Source organism: Pirellulales bacterium (assembly GCA_019636345.1).
Taxonomy (GTDB): domain Bacteria; phylum Planctomycetota; class Planctomycetia; order Pirellulales; family Lacipirellulaceae.
This window is the reverse complement of sequence record JAHBXQ010000008.1, coordinates 1-22,042: the sequence shown is the minus strand read 5'-3', so window position 1 is coordinate 22,042 and position 22,042 is coordinate 1. Positions and strand designations below refer to the sequence as shown.

The window sequence follows — 22,042 nt, the reverse complement described above, 5'->3', positions numbered from 1 at the left end:
GCAGTTGCACAATCCGGTCATGGCACGAGACCGACCGCGGCTCCGCGACCGGCCGGCGACGCGCGCCGACCGGTCGGGAGCTTTGTCGACCCGATCACGCCCGGCGGCGGGCTCGCCACGCCGCCCCCAGCGCACCGAGAACCGCCAGAGCGAGCGTCGTCGGTTCCGGAATCTGCCGGGCGGCGATCGTATCGGCCAAGCCGGTGAGGAACACCCCGTCGGCCGCCGTCAGCCCCAGCGGAGTCAGAATCGTGCTGAGGTTGATGTCGCTGGTCGTCGGGTCGTCGTAGATCGCCGTGTACAGCACCAGGGCGTTGAGCAACGTGCCGCGATTGCTGGCGTGGTAGTCGCCGTCGCCGTAGAAATTGGCGGGCCAGTTGGCCAATTCCCACGCGTCCCCCGCCGCGGCCAACCGGGCCGCTTGAGGTCCGCCGACCGACTGGATGTTGGCGGTCGACGCCTGATAGCCGTCGCGCAGCTCCTGTTGCATTTGCGCGGGGCCGCCGGGAAACGCGGGCGAACCGCCCGTGTAGAACCCGTTGCCGTACCCGCGGGCCCAGGTCTCGTACATGACCGCCTGGACCCCGGGGCTGTGAGCCGCCACGGCCTGATACAGCCCCAGCGAACTCGACAAGTGCTGCGCCATGTTGCCGATGTGGGTCGGAATCGTCGAGAAGTCCTGCAGGACGACGTGCTCCCACTGCTCGCCGGCCACGATGCCGGTCGTGATGACGCCCGTGTTCGACGTGAGATGGAACTGAAGCGACTGACCGTTGACCGCCGCGTTGCGATTTCGCGGCGCCGGATGCCCCGCGGCGACGGCCAGGGCCCCCAGCGTCACCGGGACCGAGACGCTGCTGCCGCAGCAAGTGGCGTTGGTAAAGCTGTTGCCGTACCACAGGATGTCCTTCGGATCCGCCGCCCGACAACAGTCGCCGAGCGCCAGCGCGAGGACGCAAGTCAAGCTGGCGACTGCTCGCCAGCGGCGCATGTGAAGTCTCATTGCGGGTACTCCCTGCAAGCACGAGTGACGTGAAAGGAGAAACCGACTACGAGACCCGCAGACGCCGACGCACCGCGACGCCCGCCAAGCCGACGACGCCCAACGCGATCGAAGCCGGCTCGGGAACGCGCGTCGACTCGATCTGCATCGCGCCGAGGTAGTAGAAGAAGCTGTCGGTGTTGGTGTTGTTCGGACCGGCGCCGACCGTGATCGACACCGTGCCGCCGGCCGTGGGGACGATTCCCGAGGCGACGGCCACGTTGTTCACGTTGTTCGAGGAGTCCAGATAGACCGTGCTGGCGTTGGCGCCCGTGACGGCATACGCCGTTTCGCGGTTGTCCGAGACGCCGAGCCTGGACCCGAAGAACGTGAATGAATACGCAGTGGCGCCCGAGCCGTCGAGCCCGGTGAGATTCAACAAGCCCTGCGGGCGCGGCGAGGGGGCGTTGAAGTTGGTCGAATGACCGAACAGGTTGTCGCGAGTCGCCTGCGCGTCGAAGATCGCCGCGGCGCCGCCGGGGGCCAGAGTGCCGTTCGTGTTCGGGCCCAGTTCATTGAAGCCGCTGCTGGTCAGGCCGATGCCAGTGGGGGCGCCGCTTGAGTCGATGGCGTTGAGGATCGGCTGCTGCGAGGGATCGATGTTATTGTAGTTGCCGCCGGTAGGGGTGGTCGCGGAGCCGAAGTCGAACAACAGCGTCGCGGCTGAGGCGTGAGTCGCGGCGACCAAGCAGGTCCCCAAGACGGCACAGATGAGCTTTTTCATGAGATCGGTCCTTTCAAGAGCACGTCGCACAGAAGAAACAACAATCGCCGCGCCGCCGGGACCTCGCCCGAATCGTGCACAGCGAAACAACCAAGACGAGAACGAAACCATTCACGGACAAGGAACGAGCACGACCCGCCTGAGGGTGCGGCCATCGAACGACAAAGCGAAAAGAGCAGGCGTCTAGCGCCGACACGGCGCTAGACGCCAAGCGTACGGAGCGGGTCGGCGCAATGACCTCGCCCCCCGGGGTTGAGCGCCGAATTGACGCTGAACTTGATCTCGTTCTACACGAAGAAACAGGGATTGCAAGCGTTTTCACTCCTGTCCCGTGAAATGACCAACCCAGGGCACGAGCGCCAAATGTCCATCATCTGCATGGACGTTCGACGCCAAGACCATCGCCCGTTGCCGCAGCGTTGCCGCCGCGACCTCAGCGCACTGCGAGCAACTCGGCGACAAGCTGCGGAACCGTCTCGCTAGCCGGACCGAGGCGCCGCTCATGGAAGTCAGTCGCCACGGCGCTCGGCTCGACGTTGAGCTCGATCGTCCAAGCGCCCGCCGACTGTCGCGCGGCGGCGACAAACCCCGCCGCGGGGTAAACGTGCCCCGACGTTCCGATCGAAACGAACAAATCGGCGCTCTCAAGGGCCGCGTAGATGCGATCCAGTTCCAGCGGCATTTCGCCGAACCACACGACGTGCGGCCGCAAGCGATCGGCGCGTCGGCACGACCGGCACGCGGACTCCGCAGCGACGTCGTCGCGCCACTCGTGCAGCGCACCACATGCCGTGCAGCGAACCTTCAGCAGTTCGCCGTGCATGGGAACCAGTCGCTGCGAACCGGCCCGCTGATGCAAGTCATCGATGTTCTGCGTAACCAACAAAAACTCGCCGGGCCAACGGCGCTCAAGTTCGGCCAGCGCACAATGGGCCGCGTTGGGCGCCACGTTCGCGGCGAGCAGATTCCGCCGTCGCTCGTTATAGAACCGCTGCACCAACTGCGGTTGCCGGGCGAAGGCCTCCGGGGTCGCGACCTCCTCGAGGCGATGCCCTTCCCACAGCCCGTCGGCTCCGCGAAATGAGGGGAGCCCCGATTCCACAGAGACCCCGGCGCCGGTGAGGACGACGATCGAAGCGTCAGGTTTGAAGTCGTCTGACATTCGCCTTGTCGGATAGAATGAACGCTGTGAATCGGATTCGATCCTGCTCGGCACGACTGAAGCGAGCCATTGCAGGAGAATCGGCTTCGACAAAGACCTTCGGACAATGCTGAATCGACGATTGACGGTCGAGCGGGACGATCGCGTCAATCCGATCCTCCTCGGGACATGGCAACCCCCGGGACCGGATCTCCTCGACGTCGTCCGCCTGCATGTCCAACGCTTTGACGCAATTGAAAAAGGGGACAGGCGCGCTCAGGGATTGTCAATTGCAAGAAAGCAGAGCATAGGCCCGCGAGCCAGTCCCCTGGTTCAACAGCCTGCCAGTCAAGCCGGCGCTTTGCCTTCGCTCCCTCCCCTTGGCCCTACGCCCCTCAAGCCAACGGGTTAGAATAACTCCATGCTCGCTGCGTACATCCAATCCGTCTGGGCCACGCTGCTGGAACTGGCGCCGTGGCTCTTTCTGGGCGCCGCGGCGGCCGGGGCGCTGCACGTCCTGTTGCCGGCCGACTTCGTCCGTCGGCATCTGCAGGGACGGGGCGGGGCGGCCAAGGCCGTCTTCTTGGGCGTCCCGCTGCCGTTGTGCTCCTGCGGCGTGATCCCCGTCGGGCTCGGCATGAAGAAAGACGGCGCCAGCGACGGCGCCGTGGTCGGGTTTCTCATCGCGACGCCGCAGACGGGGGTCGATTCGGTGCTCGTCACCGCGTCGTTCCTCGGCTGGCCCTTCGCCCTGTTCAAGGTGCTGGCCGCGCTGACGACGGGGATCATCGGCGGGTGGATCGCCAACGGTCGGCAGCCCCCCCCGAAGGCGCGCGACGCGAGGCCCGGCTCGACGCCTGCAGCGCCGCTGATGCCGATCGTCGACGCCCCGCCGTCCCCTTGGCGACGAAGTTGGCGGGCGTTTTGGGATCACGCAATGATGATCCTCGAGTCGGTTTGGCGCTGGCTGGCCTTCGGGGTTCTTGTCTCGGCGGCGATTGCCGTCCTCGTGCCGGAAGGGTCCCTCGCCGGGCTCGGCCGCTACGGCGGGGTGCTGGCGATGCTGGCGGCCCTGGCGGTGTCGCTGCCGATGTACGTCTGTGCGACGGCCAGCGTGCCGATCGCCACGGCGCTTGTGGCCGGCGGATTGCCCACCGGGGCGGCCCTGGTGTTTCTGATGGCCGGTCCCGCGACGAACGTGGCCACGATCGGCGCCGTGGGCAAGACGCTCGGCCGCCGCGCGCTGGCGGTCTACCTGACCGTGATCATCGCGGGGAGCATTGCGTTCGGGCTGACGTTCGAGTGGCTGCTCGCCGGCGCCGGGACTCACGCCGGCCATCACCATCACGGGGACTCCTGGTGGGCGACGGTCGCGGCCGTCGCGCTGGCGGCGTTGTTCGGTCGATTTGCTTGGAAAGACGCGCGCCGGCTGGCGGCCGCCCGCGGGTTGAGCCGGCCCCTCGACGCCGGTGCGCCGACGATGCAAATCGACGTCGCGGGCATGCACTGCAACTCGTGCGTCGACCGCGTTGCGTCGGCGCTGGCCGCCGAACCGGGCGTCGAGCATGTTCGCGTCACGCTTCAACCGCAACAGGCGACCGTGCAGGGGACGATCTCCCGCGAGCGCGCCGCCGAGATCATTGCGGCGACGGGATTTGAAACGCGGTAAGAGGCCGGCGAGCCGGCTCGATTGATACGGGATTTCTGGTGAAGCTCTTCTACGTTTCCACCGAGCGCGGCTGGCATGGGGGGGAAGAACAGTTGCGGCTGCTCGTCGAGGGGGCGCGCAGCGCGGGGCACGAGTGCCTGGTCGCGGCCCGCGGGTGCGGCAAGTTCGCGCCCCGCATGCGCCGCGCGGGGCTGCCGATCGTCGAGTTGCCCGACCGCGTGCGGGACCCTCGCGGCGCGATTCGGCTCCGTCGGGCGGCCCGGGACTTTCGTCCCGACGTCATCCACGCCAACGACCCGCACGCCGTGTCGCTGACCAACGTCGCGTGCTGGGGTTTGCCGCGCGTCGACCGGGGCGGACCGGTGCGCATCGCTTCGCGACGGGTGCTGTTTCCCATTCGCTCCCCGGGCAAGTACCGTCGCTGCGACCGGATCGCCTGCGTCTCGCACGCCATCGCCGAGCTGTGCGTCGCCGGCCGATTGGCGGCCGAGTTGCTGACGGTCGTCCACGACGGCGTCGACCCCGCGCGCATGACGACCGGCGATGCGGCGCAAGGCCGGGCGGCGCTCGGGCTGGCGAACGACGCGCCGCTGGTGCTGTGCGTCGCCCAGTTGTCCGCGTACAAGGGGCATCGCTACTTGCTCGATGCGTGGCCGACGGTGCGGGCCGCCTTTCCCGCAGCGGTGCTCGCCCTGGCCGGCGACGGACCGCTGCGAAGCGATCTCGAGTCGCAAGCGAGGGCGCTGGGCGTCGCCGACTCGATTCGCTTTCTGGGCTACCGCACCGACGTCCCCGATCTCGTGCAGGCATGCGACCTGTTCGTACTCGCCTCGCCGGAAGAGGGGCTCGGCACGAGCGTGCTCGACGCGATGTTCGCCGAGCGACCGGTCGTCGGCGCCGACGCGGGGGGAATCCCCGAAATGCTCCGCGACGACGCGGGCGTCGAGTGCGGCTGGCTCGTCGCGGCGCGCGACCCGAGGGCGCTCGCGCGCGGCCTGAGCGCCGCACTGTCCGACGCGGCGGAGCGCCGCCGCCGCGCCGCGCTGGGCAGGTCCCGCGCCGAGCAGGAATTCACCGCCGCGACGATGATCGCGCGCACGCTCGCACTGTATGAATCGCTGCTGGGCCGACGAGGATGACGAAACGCGACGTCTGTCGACAACCTCGCCGGACCGCGCGCAATCGCGCGCGGCGGAAGAGAACCAGTCGCGCCGCCTATGCGGCGCGGCGCGATTCGCGGCTCGACTCAAACTCGCTGTGCTTCTTCCCTGAGTGCAACTCCCACAGCCGGGCCTGTTTCATAAAGCTGTAGAACGCGCTCGACCAGGCGACCTGCAGCCCGACGGCCCCGTCGAGGAAACCGCGATGGAGGACGTAGTCGCGCAGGAACCGCAGCGGCGGCTGCAAGAGCAACCGGCGGTAGCTCGGCTTGCGCCCCGCGGCAAGCCACTGTTCGGCCTGCACGAGCGAGTAACGATCGAGCTTGCGGAGCCAATCGCCCCACGACCAGAGCGTGTAGTGATCGAGCCGCCCGGCGAGCGCGCCGACGCGGCCGGTGCTGATCTCGACCTCGCCGTGATCGCTGGGGCCGTCATAGCGGCCGAGATCGCGGCGAAAGAACCGCAACACGCGATCGCGACCCCAACAGGTGTGCCGCACCGGGCGCCCCATCAGGTGATTGGTGCGGGCGACCCAGTACCCGTCGCGCTCCGGCCCGCGGCTCAAAAGCTCGCGCACCTCCGCGGCCAACTCGGAGGTAATTCGTTCGTCGGCGTCGACCAACAGCACCCACTCGTGCGCGGCCTGGGGAATCGCCCAGTTCTTGAAGTCGCCCGAGGTGCGATACTCGCGCTCAATCACCCGGCAATCGCCGCGGCCGCGCAGGTACTCGAGCGATCCGTCCGTCGACCCCGAGTCGGCCACGAGCAACTCGTCGGCGACCTGCCGCGCAGCGTCGAGGCACGCCGGCAAATTGGCGAGCTCGTTCTTCGCGGGAATCAGAACGGTCAGCTTGGCGGACATGGGCCAAAGAGTAGCGACTGGCCGTATCTCGGCCAATTCCAGTCTTTCCCGGGCAGCAAGCACAGCGAATTCCCAATCCCTTCGCGGACCGGGATGGCTAAGCCATCTCGCGCCGTATCGCGAGTCCCTTCCGCCCTCGGGCTGGCGACCCCGCAGCGCGTCCTTGCCCGCCGGCGCCAGCAATCTTTCTTGCGTAACCGGTTCGCGATGTCGCGCAGAATGGGCGATCTGGCTTGGGAAACGGTTGAGATCGGTCGCGCCGGGCGCCATCATCCCATTCATCCCCGGTCTCGGAGAGACAAGTCCGCGAAGAGCCGTTTCCGGCGAAACTGCCGGATCTTCGCGGCTCGCCCACTGGCAGGTGTTTTCCATGTCTTCTCGTCGCTTCCTTCTGCAATGCGCCGTTCTGCTCGTGCCCCTCGCGATCGGCGCGACGCCCGCTCCCGCCGCCAAGGTCGGCCAGCACGCCCCTCGCCAGGGGGACGAAATCGTCGTCTGCGGCCAGTTCTTCCACACCACGGCGCCGGTCGTCTTGTGGATGGACCCGGGGGGGTACGACGCCTACCGCGTCGAACGGCGGTTCAGCCCCTTCGATCGGTCCGACTGGCGCAGCAGCGTCGCCGACGCCAATCTCGACACCCCCAACCGCTACGGCCTGCGGCTCGGCGCCCTGTCTCCCGAGCAGATCGAGAAGTTCCGCGGCGGGGGATGGGATCTCGATTCCCTGCGCGAGGTCGTCGACCAGTTCGTCATGCACTACGACGTCTGCGGGGTGAGCCGTACGTGCTTCAAAGTGCTTCACGACAATCGGTGTCTGAGCGTCCACTTCATGCTCGACATCGACGGCACGATCTACCAGACGCTTGATCTCAAGGAGCGGGCATGGCATGCGACCACGTCGAACACCCGCTCGGTGGGGATCGAGATCGCCAACATCGGCGCCTACCCGCGGGGAGACGACGCCCAGCTCGCCCGGTGGTACATGCCGCATGCCGACGGCGGGGTGTTCATCCGCCCGCCGCTGGCCGACCACGGCATCCGCACCCCGAACTTCGTCGGCCGCCCGGCCCGCAAGCAGATCGTCGCCGGGACGATCCAGGGACAGGAGCTGTCGCAATACGACCTGACGCCCGAACAATACGACTCGCTGATCAAACTCACCGCGACGCTGTGCAAGGTGTTCCCCAAGATCAAGTGCGAACAACCGCTCGACGAGCGCGGCAAACCGATTCCGCACAAACTGCCGGACGACATGCTCAACGCCTACGGAGGCGTGCTGGGCCACTACCACGTCCAGACGAACAAAACCGACCCGGGCCCGGCGTTCGACTGGGACAAAGTCATCAACGGCGCCAAACGGTTGATGCGATAGCGGCCGGTCGCGCTGCAAGTCGTCCCCGTCGCCGCCCAAAGGCGAACGACGGGGACGTACTGTTTCGATCCCCGTTGCGAGCTGCACCGGCGGCTAACGCAGTCCGCTCATGGGATCGAACCGACGCTTGGCTCGCCAGGCGAACGTCGCCGCGAGAGCCGCGCCGGCGAGGGCCCAACTCGCCGGCTCGGGCACGGGCCCCGCGACCGGGACGAAGGACGACGGGGGCTCCGCTGTGATGTACCGGCGCTGCCATCCCAGGAAATCGCCGCCGTCGAGCACCTTCCCCGCGTCGGGACCGGTTTGTCCCGGCGATAGGTTTCGGCGGCCGTAGTATTCCTGCCAGACGGTCAGATCCTCGGCGTCGACGTCGCGATCGCCGTCAAAATCTCCTTCGACCGTGACGAACAGGCGTCCCTGGCTGACAAGCTGCGAGGTCGACCAGATCAGCCCGTCGGCCAGTTCCGGGAGTTCCATCGCGGCGAACGCGCCGGTCGTCGAGGTCGCGTCGAACAAGTCGAACGCCTGCCCGCCGTACGGGTGAATCCCCTCGGGCAGCGAGAGCCGCAGCGTGCCGCCAAGCGTCAGCGCGCCCCAGGTCGCGAGCTTGCCCGTCGTCCCGGCGGAATCGGCCGCGAAGTCGAGCACGGACGAAGCCCCCAGCGCGATCCCCTCGAGCGCCGTCAGCGTCACCCCCGACTGCAACGCAAGAACGTGTTCATGGGGACCGGCGTCGCCCAGCGCGAGCGAGCGAACGGTCGTATTCGCGGCGGGCCCGAGGATCGTCGCCGCGGCGGCCGGCGCAATCGTGATACGATGCAAATTCGCAGGAGTCGTGCTCAGGGTCCAATTGCGATTGTCGTCCCACGCTCCTCCGACGTCGAACCGCCAGCGGACGTCTTCCTGCGTGAACAGAAAGACGCCGTTGCGACCGTTCTCCAAGCTGGCGTTGAACGCGACCTGTCCGTGGCGGTTGATCCCGCGCTCGCTCATCACGGCAAAGAAGTCGACGACGCTGCTGCCGAGGGCTTGTCCCGTGCGAGTCGCCTCGACGATTTCAACGCCGTCGGAGATGTAGATCCCGTGGCCGACGAAATCGCCGTTGGCGTTCCGCAACGGTGCGGTGAAGGCGACTTGCCCCGAGTCGTTGATCGAAATGTCGCTCGCCAGCGTCGAGGCTCCGGGGAGCCCCAGAAACAACGCCCCGTCGGGTGTCGGCGTCCCCATCCGGGCAATCGTCGTCAATTCGTCTCCGTCGCCGCGGAAGACGCCGTAGTCCTCGGGACCGAAGCTGGAGTTCTTCAGCGACGATTGAAACACGGCTTGCCCGCGATTGTTGAGCTGCACGTCGGCGAAAAACAGGTAGTCGAGCACGCCGTCGCCCCCCGGGGCGGGGGTCCCCTTGCGGGCGATCTCCGTCAACCCGTGGGCCCCGGCCTGAGCCGCGGCGGTCGGCGACCACCGATACACCCCCAGGTCGGGCAAGTTGCCCGGGCTCCCTGGATTCAACAGCGCGAGGAAAGCGACCTCGCCGGCGTCGTTCATGTCGACCCCCATGCGCCCGATGAACGGCGGCGTGCCGATGACCAGCTTCATCGTCCCGGGAGCGCCGGGGAGCAGCGTCTGGCCGTCCCGAGCGACGGCTCGACGCCGATTCTGCCCCGGCACGGACGACGTGTTCGACCAGAACAACCCCTCGTCGCCCGTCCCGGCGATCCCTGCTCGAAACAGCGTGTGCCCGGCGGCGTTGACCAGGGCCGTGTTGTGATTGATGGGCGGCGGACCGACGTAAGGCCCGATCGTCCCCGCGGTTCCTCCGCCTGCAGTCGGCGCCGCTGAACCGACCTCGCTGGCGACGCTGATCGTCCCCCCCGCGTTGGCCCGCAGTCCCGCAATGCGATAGACCGTCGTCGTGCCGTTGATGATCGGCTGCTCGGCCCTGTAGCTGCCCGTGAACGCGACTTGCCCTGCGTCGTTGAGGACCCGCCCTTCGAAGAACGACAGATCGTCGATCGAGGTCAACTGGTGATTGACCAACCCGACCGCGACGTCGGGAACCGCGAAGGCGTGGCCCTTGCGCGCAACCTGCTGCAGCGGCCCGCCGGAACCCAGGTAAATCGCCCGATTGTCGTTTCCGCCCCCCGGCGTAGCGAACAACTCGGCCTGCATGACGACCTGCCCGTGGTTGTTGATGTCGATGAAAGTGACCGAGCCGATCGCCCCGCTTCCGGACGATTGCCCCGAGCGAGCGACAAGCGTCGTCGGCCCGCCGGCCTGGGCGCGAAACACCCCGTGGTCGATGAAATTGGCGTTGGTGATCGCGTTGAACCCCACTTGCCCCGCGTCGTTAAGCTTGACCAGGGAAAAATCGAAATACTGCCCGCCCCCCGGCGCCGCGTCGCCGGTGAGGGCGAGCGTAACGACCGCGGCCCGCGCGACTCCGCCCTGCAGCATCAAGCCGACGACCATCAGGGCCGCCGACGCGCCAAACAACCATCCGCCTCGAAAACTGGTTCTCATCATTCTCGCTTCGCCTAAGGGCGGTCGATCGACTTGCCGTGGCAAGGCAAGCCCGAACCGCCGAACCCGACCCCGGCACGCGCCGCGGGTCACAGGCACTCGAAGCGTAAGAAAACGCGGGCTGCAACAGCCCGACGGAGAGAAACAGGCGCGTTACGGAACGCTCTTATACGGAAACAGGTCTCACGCGTGCATCCGCGCCCATTCGCGCAGGTCGTGGGGGGTGTCGTCCTCGCGGTTCATCGTGGGGAGGATTTCGTGCAGCAGGCCCCCGTCGGCGTCGAGGTCGGCGACCGAGTCAAGCACCACGTCGGGCTGATAGGCGTACTTCACGAGGTCCGCGCGGCAGGTGCCCCCCGAGAGAACCAGGATCGTGCGGTAGCCCATCTGCACGCCGCCGACGATGTCGGTCTCCATGGTGTCGCCGACCATGATCGTCTCGCTGGTGGCCATGCCGAGCTCCTTGCGAGCTTGGCGCATCATCACGGGGCTCGGCTTGCCGACGCTGAAGGCGCGAATGCCGGTCGCCTCCTCGATAAGCTTGACGATCGCCCCGCACCCGGGTCGCGTGCCGCCGGGAGTGGGACAATTGGGGTCGAGATTCGTCGCGATCAGCTTCGCCCCGTCGATCACCAACTGCACCGCCTGCTCGACCATCTCGAACGACAGCGTCCGCCCCTCGCCCACCACGACGTAATCGGGCGACTTGTCGACGATCGCATAGCCGTTGTCGTGCAGCGCGTTCAGCAAGCCCCCTTCGCCGATGACGAACGCCGTGCCGCGCGGCTTCTGGCTCGCCAGGAACCGCGCCGTGGCCATCGCACAGGTGAAGATGTGCCGCGGCTCGACCGGCACCCCCATGCGAACCAGCTTGGTCGCCACGTCGCGGCGCGTGCGCTGGCTGTTGTTCGTGAGAAACAGAAACGGGATTCGCGCGGTCAGCAGACTCTCAATATAACGATCGGCGCCGGGGATCAGCTCGCTGCCGCGATAGATCACGCCGTCCATGTCAATGAGAAAGCCCTTCTTGGTTCCAATCGGCATCACAAACTCAACTTGCGGGTGACGGCGGCCTGCGATCGCGCGCAAGGGCGCACGACCGCAAGCGGCCAAGATTTTCAGATACGGCGACAGGGCGCCGTAGGCAGCACAGCAATGGCGGGCCGCGAACGTCGGGCTCTCGCCGGGCGACGTCGCGAGTCGGATTCGTCCGACGCAGCGAGAGTACGCAACCGCCATGCCAAAAAACGCAACGTGATGCGCCGAACGCACGGCGACGCGGCGGTCCTCGACGCAACCGCGGCAATCGCCCGGGCGCTGGGCGGGGCGAGATTTCAGCCGCTGCAGGTGCTGGCGCCGGCGATCCCCCGCATGACGGCCGGCAGGGCGCCTAAGAAACAGGCAGCGGGCGCGAGCGGCGACCGATCCCGGCAGGTCCTCGGCGTCGCAGCAAGCAGTGCGAGACTCGGCAGCTCTCAGAAATCACGCGGCAGCGCGTCGACCGAGCGTCGAAACGAGATCGTCGAGACAGCGATCGCTCTTCCCCCAGTCGTACCATTGGCCGGGGATCGCCGTGACCCCCTCGACGCTCGCCCCGGTCGGCGTTCGCACGATCGTCAACGTCAACGTCCCGGCGAACGCGAACATGTCGGAAGGGAGCTCGGCGTCGAGCACGCAGCCGTCGGCCAGTTGCCGCACTCCCGTCAAATTGCGGCCGCTGCGAGCCAGCCAGCAGAGCGACTCGACGATCGCCACGCCGATCGGCAGCGGGACGTCGATCCGACGGGTCTTGCCTGTCTTGAATCCCAGCTTCACGTGCAGCGGCTGAGTGAGCTTGGCGATGGCCCCCAGCGGGACGCCCGGGACGAAGCCGCCGAGCATGCTCTCGCACAGGCCAAGAAAGTCTTCGCCGCTCATCCGCTTGGCGACGTTCACGGCAGAGCGAGTCACTCGCTCGCGCACCGCGGGGTGGGCGATGAGCGTTTCATAGTCGCAAGTTTGCGTCCAGTCGATCGCTGCGTCCGTCGCGCCGGTCGAGCCTGCCGCACCGCCTGCGACGCGCGTGCCGCACTGGCCGCAGAACTTTCCGGCGACGGCAGTCCCGCATTCGGTGCAATACATGACGCTTCCTCCGGCTTGTTTCGCCCGCGACCAGCGCAGCGACGCAGTTCGTCGCGAACTCGCGCAGGCACCAGAGAAGTATCGGCGCACAACAGCCGCGAAATGACGCGTAAGTCACCGGCCGAGGGTCGTCCGACGATTGGCTCTGCTAGCAACGGCGCCAACGCCCAGGTTGGCAGCCAGCGCCAGCAGCAGCGACGCCGGCTCGGGGACGTTCGCCGCGGCGGGGTTTGCGGGCGGCGTGACGCTGAACTGCCGCTGCCAGACGAGGAAGTCGGCGCCGTCGGTCTTGCCGTCGCCGGTGGCGTCGCCGTCTAACTTCGCCGCTCCGGTGCTGACGCCGTAGCCCGCCTGCCAGAGAGCCAGGTCAGTGCCGTCGACGGCGCCGTCTTCATTAAAGTCGGCGTCGAGAAAGTTCACTGCAGCCAATTCCAGAACCAACTTGGTGGGGTCGCTCACGTCGATCGGATGCCATGACAACTTGCGACCCAAGCCAGTCGCGGGCAACGAAATGTTCTGGAACATGCCCACGATCGGATTGGGGGAATCAATGATCGTGAATCGTTCCCCCGCCGTCGGAACATAGCCGTTGTCAAGATCGATTAGAGAGACTTGAAGGTCCGTTTGCGTATTGCGAATGGTGAACTTGTTGCTGGGATCCGTCGAAACGAGTTGATCGTATTCCGTGCCAGCCGTTGTGCCGCCGATCTCGATGACCAGCCGGTTGGTGCTGTTGATGCCGGGGCCGTTGCCGAAATTGTATTCCCCCTCCACAGGGACGCTGGCCGTGGGATTGCCGGTCTGGGGATTTCCCGGCGCGTGAATGCCGTCGATGAAGACGTCTCGCAAGAGCCCGCTGCCCGTCAGGATGACGTTGACGTCCATCATCTCGGTGCTTGAAGTCCCAGCCAACGTGCCGTTGTTGATCAGCGTGCCCGAGACGCCCAGCAACTGCCCCCTGCCTCGGATCGTATGCCCCGCGGCCTGAGTCACGGTGACGCCTGATTCAATGGTCAAGGTGGAAGCGCCGATCGGTCGACTCAAGACGATTTCGCCTCCCCCGCTCAATTCCAACGATGAGGTGAATCGAATTCTTGCATTACCCGAGACCGTGCTGTTCACATTGACAAGACCGTCGTTGACAAACATGGTTCCTCGAACCGAAAGCACTTTTTCTGAGCCTCCTCCAGGGATTTCTAAGGTTCCCTTGTTGGCGACGTTCTCGAAATCCGTGCTTGTTTCGATCTTGGCTGCGCCCGACCCTTCGGTCTCCAAGGAACCCCCGACAAGCGTAGCGCTGCGAAATTGCACCACCCCCCCGTCGCGGGCGATCAAGCGGCCCGTGGCCGATTGGTCGAGCCGGCTGTTGAGGTCGATCGTGGCATTGCCGGTCGTCCGAAAGATATTGTTATTCGTGGCATTGGCGCTGCCGTTGGAATTGGCGGCAACTCGCAACAGTCCCTCGCCGTCGCCGTTAGCATCCATGGCCTCGACGAGTCCGTTGTTGACCAGGGCGCTCGCCAATAGCCCCTCGCCGCGAATCGTATGGCCGGCGGCTTGGGTCACTGTCGCTCCCACCGACGTCGAAAACGTGGCGCCGGGCGAACCGCTCGTGTTCCAACGATTGAGAACGATCTCTCCGCTCCCATCCAACGTCTGAGTCGTTTGAAACGTGATGATGCAAGAACCGTTCATGTTGTTGCTGTTGATCGTGATGGCGCCGTTGTTGGTGAGCCCCGTGCCGGCGACGAACAGATCGATCCCCGTCGCCCCCGTGACGACGTTAATCGGTGCATTATTGGTGAGGTTTTGGATCGTGCCGTCGACCGGCCACAGAAAACTGCCGCCGTTCTCCGCCTCGAGCGTGCCGCCCGAGACGGTCCCCAGTTGATACTGCACGGTATTGCCGTCGGCGACGATGCGGCCGCTGGCACTTTGCGTAATGCTTCCCGCGATGCGAATCGTCCCGGAGGCCGACGTGCGGATGACGCCGTGATTCTGGATCGCATTTCCGATCACGAGAACCGAACCCGCGGCGCCGTCCTGATCTTCCGCCAGGATCAGGCCTTCATTGACGAGATTCGCGTTCAGCAACCCTTCGCCGCGAATGGTATGCTCGGGGCCATGGGTAGCGGGAATTGTGCCCGTCGAACCGAAGACCGCGTGCGCCACGCCTATGCCTCCCGTGCGCCGCAGCAGAACTTCGCCGGTCCCGCCCAGCGTCGAGCCTTCCCCTACGCTTAACGAAGCGCCGGAAGCAGGGCTGTCGTCATCGCCCACGACGGCGATCGTCACGTCGCTATCGAAGGAACCAAAAACGGTGAGCGATCCGTTGATCGTCAGGTTCGTGGAACCCGCATCAAGCGTGGCGGCAAACGCAGTGTTGCCGTCCTGGACCTTCACCAATTCGGTCGTAAGCACAACGTGGTCGACGCCGGTCGGTACGGTATCGGTATCCCAGTTGAAACGGTCGCCCCAGCTAATGCCGTCTCCGGATGGAGGAGCATTTGGGTTGAAACCATCGTCCCAAGTCACGGTGGCTGCCCAGAGAGCTTGCGGCACGAGCACAATAGCAAAGAGGCACGCCAGCAAGCGAATTGCCGGAAGAGCACGGACGGACTCGCCGATGGCTCCAGACATGGGGCTGACTCCGTGGGCATGGGGTCATCGAAATACACGCCCGATCCACAGTCGCGCGCTGGAAACGATGAGGCCGCATTTTGAGTCAGAATCGGCCGCGGATGCAAGAATAAAATCGCCCCGCCGCGATCAACAGATCTGCCGCCGCGCGTAAGCCACGCTCACCGCTAGGGTTAGGAGAAAGAGACTAGTCGGTTCGGGCACGGCGGCCTTCGCCGCGAGAGCGGCTGGCGGCGCGCTGCCGAACTGCCGCTGCCAGACGAGGAAGTCGGCGCCGTCGCTCTTGCCGTCGCCGGTGGCGTCGCCTTGGGCGCCCGCACCGTAGGCGTTTTTCCAAATCGTCAGATCGGCGCCGTTCACAAATCCGTCCTGGTTGAAGTCGGCCTCGAGGAACCCGCCCCCCGTGACGGCCAACAACACGGCGTCGGACGTGTACTGCACGTCGAACGCGAATCCGCCCCCCAGCGTCGGCAGCGACTCGACGGCGAACGTGCCGGAGACCCCCTGCGAGGCGCGCAGAATCGGAAACACGTCCCCCGCCTGGGGGACGTACCCGGCCAGCGACACCGCCAACGTGCCGGCGAGGGTCGTCGATCCGCCGACGCTGACCAGCCCGTGGGCGTCGGTCGGGTCGCTCAACTCGTCGACCGGGGCCAGTTGAATCGACATGATCGACGAGGGGACGAAGCCGAGGTTCTCGAGCGTCACGATCTCGCTCCCCGGGGAGACGAAGATCGTGCCGTTGTTGGTCACCGCGTCGTGAAAGACGGCCGTCGATCCGCCAACGACGGCGATTTCGGCGCCCGTGTTGTTGGTCACGGCGCCGAACACGTCGACCACGCCGCTGGTGATGGAAAGCTGACCGCCGTTGTTGTTGACGAGCCCCGCGCCGCCGACGCGGAGCACGGCGCCGTTACGGGCGTCGATGTCGGCGGTGGGGTTGTCGTTGACTAGCGTGCCGGCGACGTCCAACTCGCCGCCGGCCAGGTCGATCAAGCCGTTGTTCACCGCCAAACCAGTCAGTCGCAGGCGATCGCCCGCAGCGGTCTGCAGGCGGCCGCGGGCTGCGCCGCCGGAGATGGTGACGCCCTGGGCGTCGACGACGCCGGAACCCTCGAACAGACCGCTGACGATGACGGCCGAGTTGGACGCTGAGGCGGCTTCCCAGCGTCCCCCCGCCAGCGTGACGCGGCCGCCGGCAGTAATCGACAAAGTCGTCGAGCGGACGACCCCGCCGTTGGAGACCGTGACGTAGGCTTCGCCGAGGGAGGTTGAGAACGCCCCGGCCACTGTGAGCCGCGACCCGTCGCCGTCGACCGTGAGATAACCGACCGACGCGGCGGTCGAGGCGACGGTGATCGCCGAGGAGATCGTCGCCCGTCCGCCGTTGCGAATCGTCAGCGAGCCGGTCCCGCTGGCGCCGAGCGTGACGCTAGAACCGGTGCTGGTCCATTGACTGCCGACGCCGGAGATTTCAACCTCGCCGACGCTGCCGGCCGACGACCCGAGCCCGGCGACACCCGTGGACGTCAGTCGTCCGCCGTCCGAAAGAACCAGCTTTCCCCGTCCCGAGTCGCCGATGGCGACAGTCGAGGCGGTCCAGCGGGACAATTCGCCGTTGATCGTGACGAACCCTTGCCCCGTCGCGCCGCCGCCGACGAAGAACTCGTCGCTCTCGCCGGCGCCGCCGTTGAGCACTTCGACGATCCCCACGCCGCCGACGCCGACGGTGACCTGATCGCCCCCGTCGTACAGGCTTCCTAATCCAGTGACGACGAGCTTGCCGCTGCTGGTCGACTGGGCGGCGATGAACGTGTCGTCGGGGACGATGAGCCGCGCCGAGTTGGCGATCGTAACTTGCCCCATCCCTTCGTCGCCCAGGGTCAGATCGCTCGCGGAGCCAGTGATTGTCCAGTCGGAACCAAAGCCAGTCAGGCTCACCACGCCGACGCCCGCCAGGTTGTTGCCGATGGTCGCGCCGCCGGTGCTGGTGATCGCGGTGCCGGCATTGACCGTGACCGAGCCGAACGCGCCGTCGCCGATCGTAAACGCCCCCACAACGGCGCCGCCGCCGACCGGAGGCGCGTTCGGCACGGCGCCGACCGTCGTCACCGCCGCCGCGGCGAGCTGCGCCCCGACTCCCAGCCACGACAAGGCGACCGCGACTCCCCTGGACAGCCAAATCGAGACGGAGCGCGACGGACGGCGGAAACGGTTCATGATCCGAGAGCCTTTAAGAAGATGGTCGTGGTCGGTTCGCGTCGCCTCGCCCTTGTGCTATGACGCAGCCTAAACGACAGCCTGCGTCAAAGCATCCGGGACGTGCGACCTTCCAGCGTCCATTCTGCTTGCGGACTCCGTCGCCCGCGAATCGCGCGAGCCCTTCTAGTCCAAGATGCCGACCGGCGGCCGTTTCGTCACGCGCGGCGTCGCCCACAGCCGAAAACGGCCAACCCGGCCCCCGCCAGAATTAGCCCCGCCGCGGTCGGCTCGGGGACGGCCGCGATCGTCGCGTCCGCAATCGGCACGGCCGGCTTGCTGCCGAACTGCCGCTGCCAGACGAGGAAATCGCTGCCGTCGGATTTGTTGTCGCCGGTGGCGTCGCCAAGCTGATTGAGATGGTAGGCATTCCGCCAGATCGTCAGGTCGGTGGCGTCGACGTCGCCGTCTTTGTCGAAGTCGGCGGAAAACAAGGGCGTGTTCACCACCTCCAATTGCACGATTGTCGGCAGATAGTTCACCTTGACGGTCAAGCCCAAGGGAAAACCCTGGATGTCGACCTGATTGAACGTCCCGGAGATTCCCCCCGTAGCCGAGATGATGCTGAACGTGTTGCCCACGGCAGGGACGAATCCGCCGTCGATGTCGACGTTGAGATAACCGTCGAGTTGAGCAATGCCGTCGACCACGAGGCGATCGAACTGATTGAGACCCGTCCCTTCGATTTCGGCGAAAAGTCGTCCGGTGCTGCGCTGCTGATAGTCCCGCAGGTCAACGCGACCGACTCCCGAAAAGCCGCCGGGATAGACCGTACCGGCGTTGTCGACCAATACGTTCACGTTGGCGTTGGGATCAAGAACCAGGTTATTAGGGCCTTCAGGGACCACGATCGCGCCCGTACCGCCAAACGTGGCGCCAGCCTTGATGCGGGCGTTGTTCGACTCTAGCCGCAAATTGCCGTTGAGAGTGACGGTGGCCGTCGGTTCGATATCAAGAAAACTGTTGAGCGCCACCTTGGCGGTCGACGGGGCGCCCGCCCCGATCACGACCGTTCCGGCAATGTCGACACTGTTGGTCGATTCGTACGTCCCCTGCGTGAGCAACAGCGACGAGCCGCTGCTGTAGTTGAGTCCGAATCCGTCGGAGAAAACCCGGCTGTTCTCCACGGCAATGAGAGTTCCCCCGAAACCGACCGTGGCGTTGTCCTGAATGTGCAGCGTGCCTCCGCCCGAGGCCCGCAACTGCCCGGCGTTCGTGCCGCCGTCCCAATCGTTCGAGAAATTGTTGACAAGCAGCGTGCCTCCCTGGGCTTCGAGGGCGCCGTTGTTGACGATCGGATTGGTTACCGTACCCGTGCCGCGGATGCCCTGAGCGATTGACGCGACCGTAATCGTGCTCCCCTGCAACGTACCTCCTGAGATCTCGATGCCGTTGTTAGTAACGGAGGTCGACATCGAGTTGGTCAGGTTGAGCGTGGCGCCGGAGTTGACGCGCAGCGTGGCGACGTCGGCCACGACGCCGGTAACGTTGAGCGTACCGCCGTCGGCGATGAGTTCCGCGGTGCCCTCGAACTCAACCCGCGCGTTGATCGTACCGAAGCCCTTCAAAGCGCGGCCGGTTGACGCCCGCAGCGCGCCTGGTCCGTTGATCAAGGCGCCAGCGCTCGTGTTGGGGTTGGCCAACGAACCGCCCTGCAGCATCAGTCCGCCATTGGGGAACGCGGTGAGGATGTTGACGGTTCCGCCGATGTCGATCCGTGCGGCCGTGCCGACCTGGCCGACGATGTTGAGCGATCCGTTCATCGCAACATCGGATCCGGCCAGCAGCGTGGCGAGCGAATTGGTGTTCGAGAGGGAGAGGGTGCCCTGGGGATTGATCGTCCACTTGCCGCCGGGGCTATCGAGATTCACCGTCAAGCTTCCCGTGCTGCCGGCCGAGAGGGCGTCGACGTGAATCACGTTGACTCCGCCGCCGACGTTGGTGCGGCCGAAGCTTTCCATCGTGGCCGCGTTGATCGTCAGGGCCGCATTGACCGAAATCAGATCGCCCGTACTGTCGACGCCGTCCAAGTCGACCGTGCCGCCGACCATGTTGAGCGTCGTCGCCTCGTTCACGTTGACGGCGCCGTTGAATTGCATTCTGCCCGCTCCGGTGAATTGTCCGGTGCTGGAGACCCCTACGGGCTCGAACGTGACCGTGTTGTTAAAATCGAGAGTCGCGCCCCCGGCGACGTTCACGACCGCGTCGGAGCGAAAACGCACGGCGCTGCCGAACCGCGAGGTTCGATCGCCCGTGACGTTGAGTTGTGCTGAGCCGATCAGATCGTTGCCGATGTCGATCGGCTGGCCGCTCCAGACGGTCACGCGGCCCGCGATGTTCGAGAGCATGTTGAGCACGCCGTTCATCACGAAGCGGGCGTCGGCGGTTTGGACCGTGGCGTCGCCGTTGTTGAGATTGACAACGCCGTCGAAACCATTGGCGCCGATATCCAGATCGTAGTCGTTTGAGTTCACGACGAGCTGCCCGAGAGCTTCGACGGTAATCGTGGTGACGCCGCCGTTGGGTCCGTCCAAGTCGAAATTCGCCTGATTGATCACGAGCGACGCGTCCGGCCCGACGGTGAATCCGGCGCCAGGCGAAGCGAGGCTGAAGTTGGCTCCGGCGGCGATCGTCGCGGCGCCGTTGAAGCGGACCTGACCGTGATTGATCAAACTGCCGCCGTTCATCGTGAAGTTCGAGTTGAGATTCAATACGCCGTCGGTGTCGAGTACGGAGATCGTCCCGCCAGTCTGCGTCAGCGTCCCGCCGGCAATCGTCGACGGCCCGGCAGGAACGCCGGGGATCCCGCCCACGAGTCCGTTGTCGACGACGATCTGCCCTCCGGCGCCCAGCGTCCAGGCGTTCGCCATATTGAGCGTCGTGCTCTGGAACATGTTCATCGTGCCGTTGAACGCGTCGGAGAGCGTGCCGTTGATCGTGAGCGTCTGGTTGCGGTTGACGTTGACGACGCCCGACTCGCCGGAGCCGTCGAGATCAATCCGCGCGTTGGCGTTGCCGGCGTTAATGACAAGCGAGCCGACCGGCGGGGGCAGGAGGATGCCCGAAGATCGCGACAGCGCCGTCAGCGTCCCGTTATTGTTCAGGACCGTCGTTGTCACGAGCGAACCGTCCAAGTTGACGATCCCATTGCCTTGGAGCGCCCCGCCTGAGTTGATCCCCAGCACGCCGACTGCGGCCAACGACGGGTCAAGTACCTGAAGCGTTCCTCCCGTCAATTCGACGATTCCGCCCCCTCCGCCGCCGGTCGACAGGTTGAGGGCGCTCAAATCCGACCCGGCCCCGCCGACGAACAGATTCGTGCTCACGCCCGAAAGTTGCACGAGCCCGTTGACAGTCAAATCGAATCCGTTGGTCGACAAGTCGATCCCCCCCGACATCGTCAACCCGTTGACGACGTTGTCCGATCCCAGGTTGACCGCGTTGGAGGAGTTGAAAATCGCCTCGTCGTCGGAGTCCGGTTCGTCGGCCGGGCTCCAGTTGGCCGTGCTGCCTCCGTCGATCCAGTCGTTGTTGCCGCCGATCCACGTCCGCGGGGCCGCCCCGACGGTCGCCGCCGCAAGGCACCACATCGCTGCCGCAAAGCGCCATGTCGCCGCCGAAGTCGCCCCCGACAGCGATCCGCGAAACAGAGTCCGAACGTTCATAGTCGTATTGATCCTGGTGAAGTTGTCCGGCGATCCCAGTGGCCCGCTCGGCGGAAGCGTGGCGGGCAATCTGAAGTCTTATAAACTCAAGAGAACGGCATGCCGCGACGATCGTCGAACCGGCAAGCGCACGAATAACCGATTTGCAACATCCCGCGGCGACGGTTCGCGTCCGGAACGGGTCGGCAGCGCCGCCAGTTCGTACGGCTCAGTCCGCCGCACCGCAAATGCCACGCAATCGCCGCAGACCCGGCGCAAAGACCACCCGCGCCGACCAACCTCCGGTGCAGAAACAGGGCGCACTCAGGCAACCCTGGGAAGGACTCTCGTCCCCCCGACCCAGCAGGCAAACAGCCCGCAATATACGCACGGGTTGCCGCCAGAGCAATGAATTCTCACCTGGCTGCTGGCAATCGACCGGGCGCGGGGAGAACCCCCCAAGGCCGCCTCGGAACGGGGCCCCGCTTGGCGGGGTCACACGAGCCAGTCGTCGTCCGCCTCGTCTTGCGGCTCGATCCGGACCGACTCGCGCGGGCTGGGGGGGTCCAGCGGCCGCAAATCCTCGGCCGAAAACCAGTTGGGAATCGCGCGGTCGTTGTCGCGAACCTGATATCGCAGGCCCCGGGCGCGGTCGTCCCAGTGGATCTCGCAGACCACCCCGGTGCGCGGATCGTTGGCCCGCATCCGCGAAAGCACTTCGACCCAATCTCCCATCTCGAGCCCCTCGCTGGCGACCTCCTGCCACAGCGTCGGCTTGACCCGCAAGCACACGTCGCCGTAACGGAGCCGAGCGTAGGGCCCCGACCCCCCCTCGCGACGAAACACGCGCGGACTGGGAATGAGTCGCCGGGCCAGGGCGACGTCCTC

Annotated in this window: 14 protein-coding genes; 3 read left to right on the top strand and 11 right to left on the bottom strand. The window is 66.0% G+C overall.

The genetic code is table 11. The annotated features are described in order from the left end of the window. Positions 1-94: 94 nt before the first annotated feature. From KF688_16635 to cobB, 3 genes are all read right to left on the bottom strand, one after another. On the bottom strand, positions 95-1,003 hold the full coding sequence (locus KF688_16635) for a PEP-CTERM sorting domain-containing protein (GenBank protein MBX3427307.1): 909 nt from the start codon (positions 1,001-1,003) through the stop codon (positions 95-97). Between the two features lie 46 nt (positions 1,004-1,049). Continuing rightward, a complete protein-coding gene (locus tag KF688_16630) occupies positions 1,050-1,766 on the bottom strand; it encodes a PEP-CTERM sorting domain-containing protein (GenBank protein ID MBX3427306.1) in 717 nt (238 codons plus the stop codon). Positions 1,767-2,199: 433 nt separating this feature from the next. Further along, a complete protein-coding gene (gene cobB, locus KF688_16625; protein MBX3427305.1) occupies positions 2,200-2,928 on the bottom strand; it encodes an NAD-dependent protein deacylase in 729 nt (242 codons plus the stop codon). A gap of 400 nt (positions 2,929-3,328) precedes the next feature. On the opposite strand from cobB, the gene KF688_16620 reads away from it, so the two are divergent. Both KF688_16620 and KF688_16615 read left to right on the top strand, forming a co-directional pair. Beyond that, positions 3,329-4,576 (top strand): permease, encoded by a 1,248-nt coding sequence (locus tag KF688_16620; GenBank protein MBX3427304.1) that lies wholly within the window; start codon positions 3,329-3,331, stop codon positions 4,574-4,576. Positions 4,577-4,614: 38 nt separating this feature from the next. Continuing rightward, a complete protein-coding gene (locus KF688_16615) occupies positions 4,615-5,715 on the top strand; it encodes a glycosyltransferase (protein MBX3427303.1) in 1,101 nt (366 codons plus the stop codon). A 76-nt stretch (positions 5,716-5,791) separates the two neighbouring features. Here the strand turns inward: KF688_16615 and KF688_16610 are convergent, their stop codons facing one another. Continuing rightward, entirely contained in the window at positions 5,792-6,598 is an 807-nt protein-coding gene (locus KF688_16610) for a glycosyltransferase family 2 protein (protein ID MBX3427302.1), read from the bottom strand. A gap of 370 nt (positions 6,599-6,968) precedes the next feature. On the opposite strand from KF688_16610, the gene KF688_16605 reads away from it, so the two are divergent. After that, on the top strand, positions 6,969-7,970 hold the full coding sequence (locus tag KF688_16605; GenBank protein ID MBX3427301.1) for an N-acetylmuramoyl-L-alanine amidase: 1,002 nt from the start codon (positions 6,969-6,971) through the stop codon (positions 7,968-7,970). Positions 7,971-8,063: 93 nt separating this feature from the next. Here the strand turns inward: KF688_16605 and KF688_16600 are convergent, their stop codons facing one another. The 7 genes from KF688_16600 to KF688_16570 all read right to left on the bottom strand — a co-directional run. Further along, positions 8,064-10,490 (bottom strand): PEP-CTERM sorting domain-containing protein, encoded by a 2,427-nt coding sequence (locus tag KF688_16600; GenBank protein ID MBX3427300.1) that lies wholly within the window; start codon positions 10,488-10,490, stop codon positions 8,064-8,066. A gap of 183 nt (positions 10,491-10,673) precedes the next feature. Then, positions 10,674-11,534, bottom strand: coding sequence for an HAD family hydrolase (locus tag KF688_16595; GenBank protein MBX3427299.1), 861 nt, complete (start codon positions 11,532-11,534; stop codon positions 10,674-10,676). A gap of 438 nt (positions 11,535-11,972) precedes the next feature. Then, positions 11,973-12,611: a hypothetical protein gene (locus tag KF688_16590; GenBank protein ID MBX3427298.1), complete on the bottom strand. Its 639-nt coding sequence runs from the start codon at positions 12,609-12,611 to the stop codon at positions 11,973-11,975. 114 nt (positions 12,612-12,725) lie between these two features. Further along, positions 12,726-15,032 (bottom strand): hypothetical protein, encoded by a 2,307-nt coding sequence (locus tag KF688_16585; GenBank protein ID MBX3427297.1) that lies wholly within the window; start codon positions 15,030-15,032, stop codon positions 12,726-12,728. Positions 15,033-15,380: 348 nt separating this feature from the next. Then, positions 15,381-17,471 carry a PEP-CTERM sorting domain-containing protein gene (locus tag KF688_16580; GenBank protein MBX3427296.1) on the bottom strand — a complete coding sequence of 697 codons (2,091 nt, stop codon included), beginning with the start codon at positions 17,469-17,471 and terminating at the stop codon, positions 15,381-15,383. Between the two features lie 197 nt (positions 17,472-17,668). Then, a complete protein-coding gene (locus KF688_16575) occupies positions 17,669-21,175 on the bottom strand; it encodes a hypothetical protein (protein ID MBX3427295.1) in 3,507 nt (1,168 codons plus the stop codon). 474 nt (positions 21,176-21,649) lie between these two features. Beyond that, positions 21,650-22,042, bottom strand: a 393-nt coding sequence (locus tag KF688_16570) for a hypothetical protein (protein ID MBX3427294.1), incomplete at its 5' end; no start/stop codon positions are given.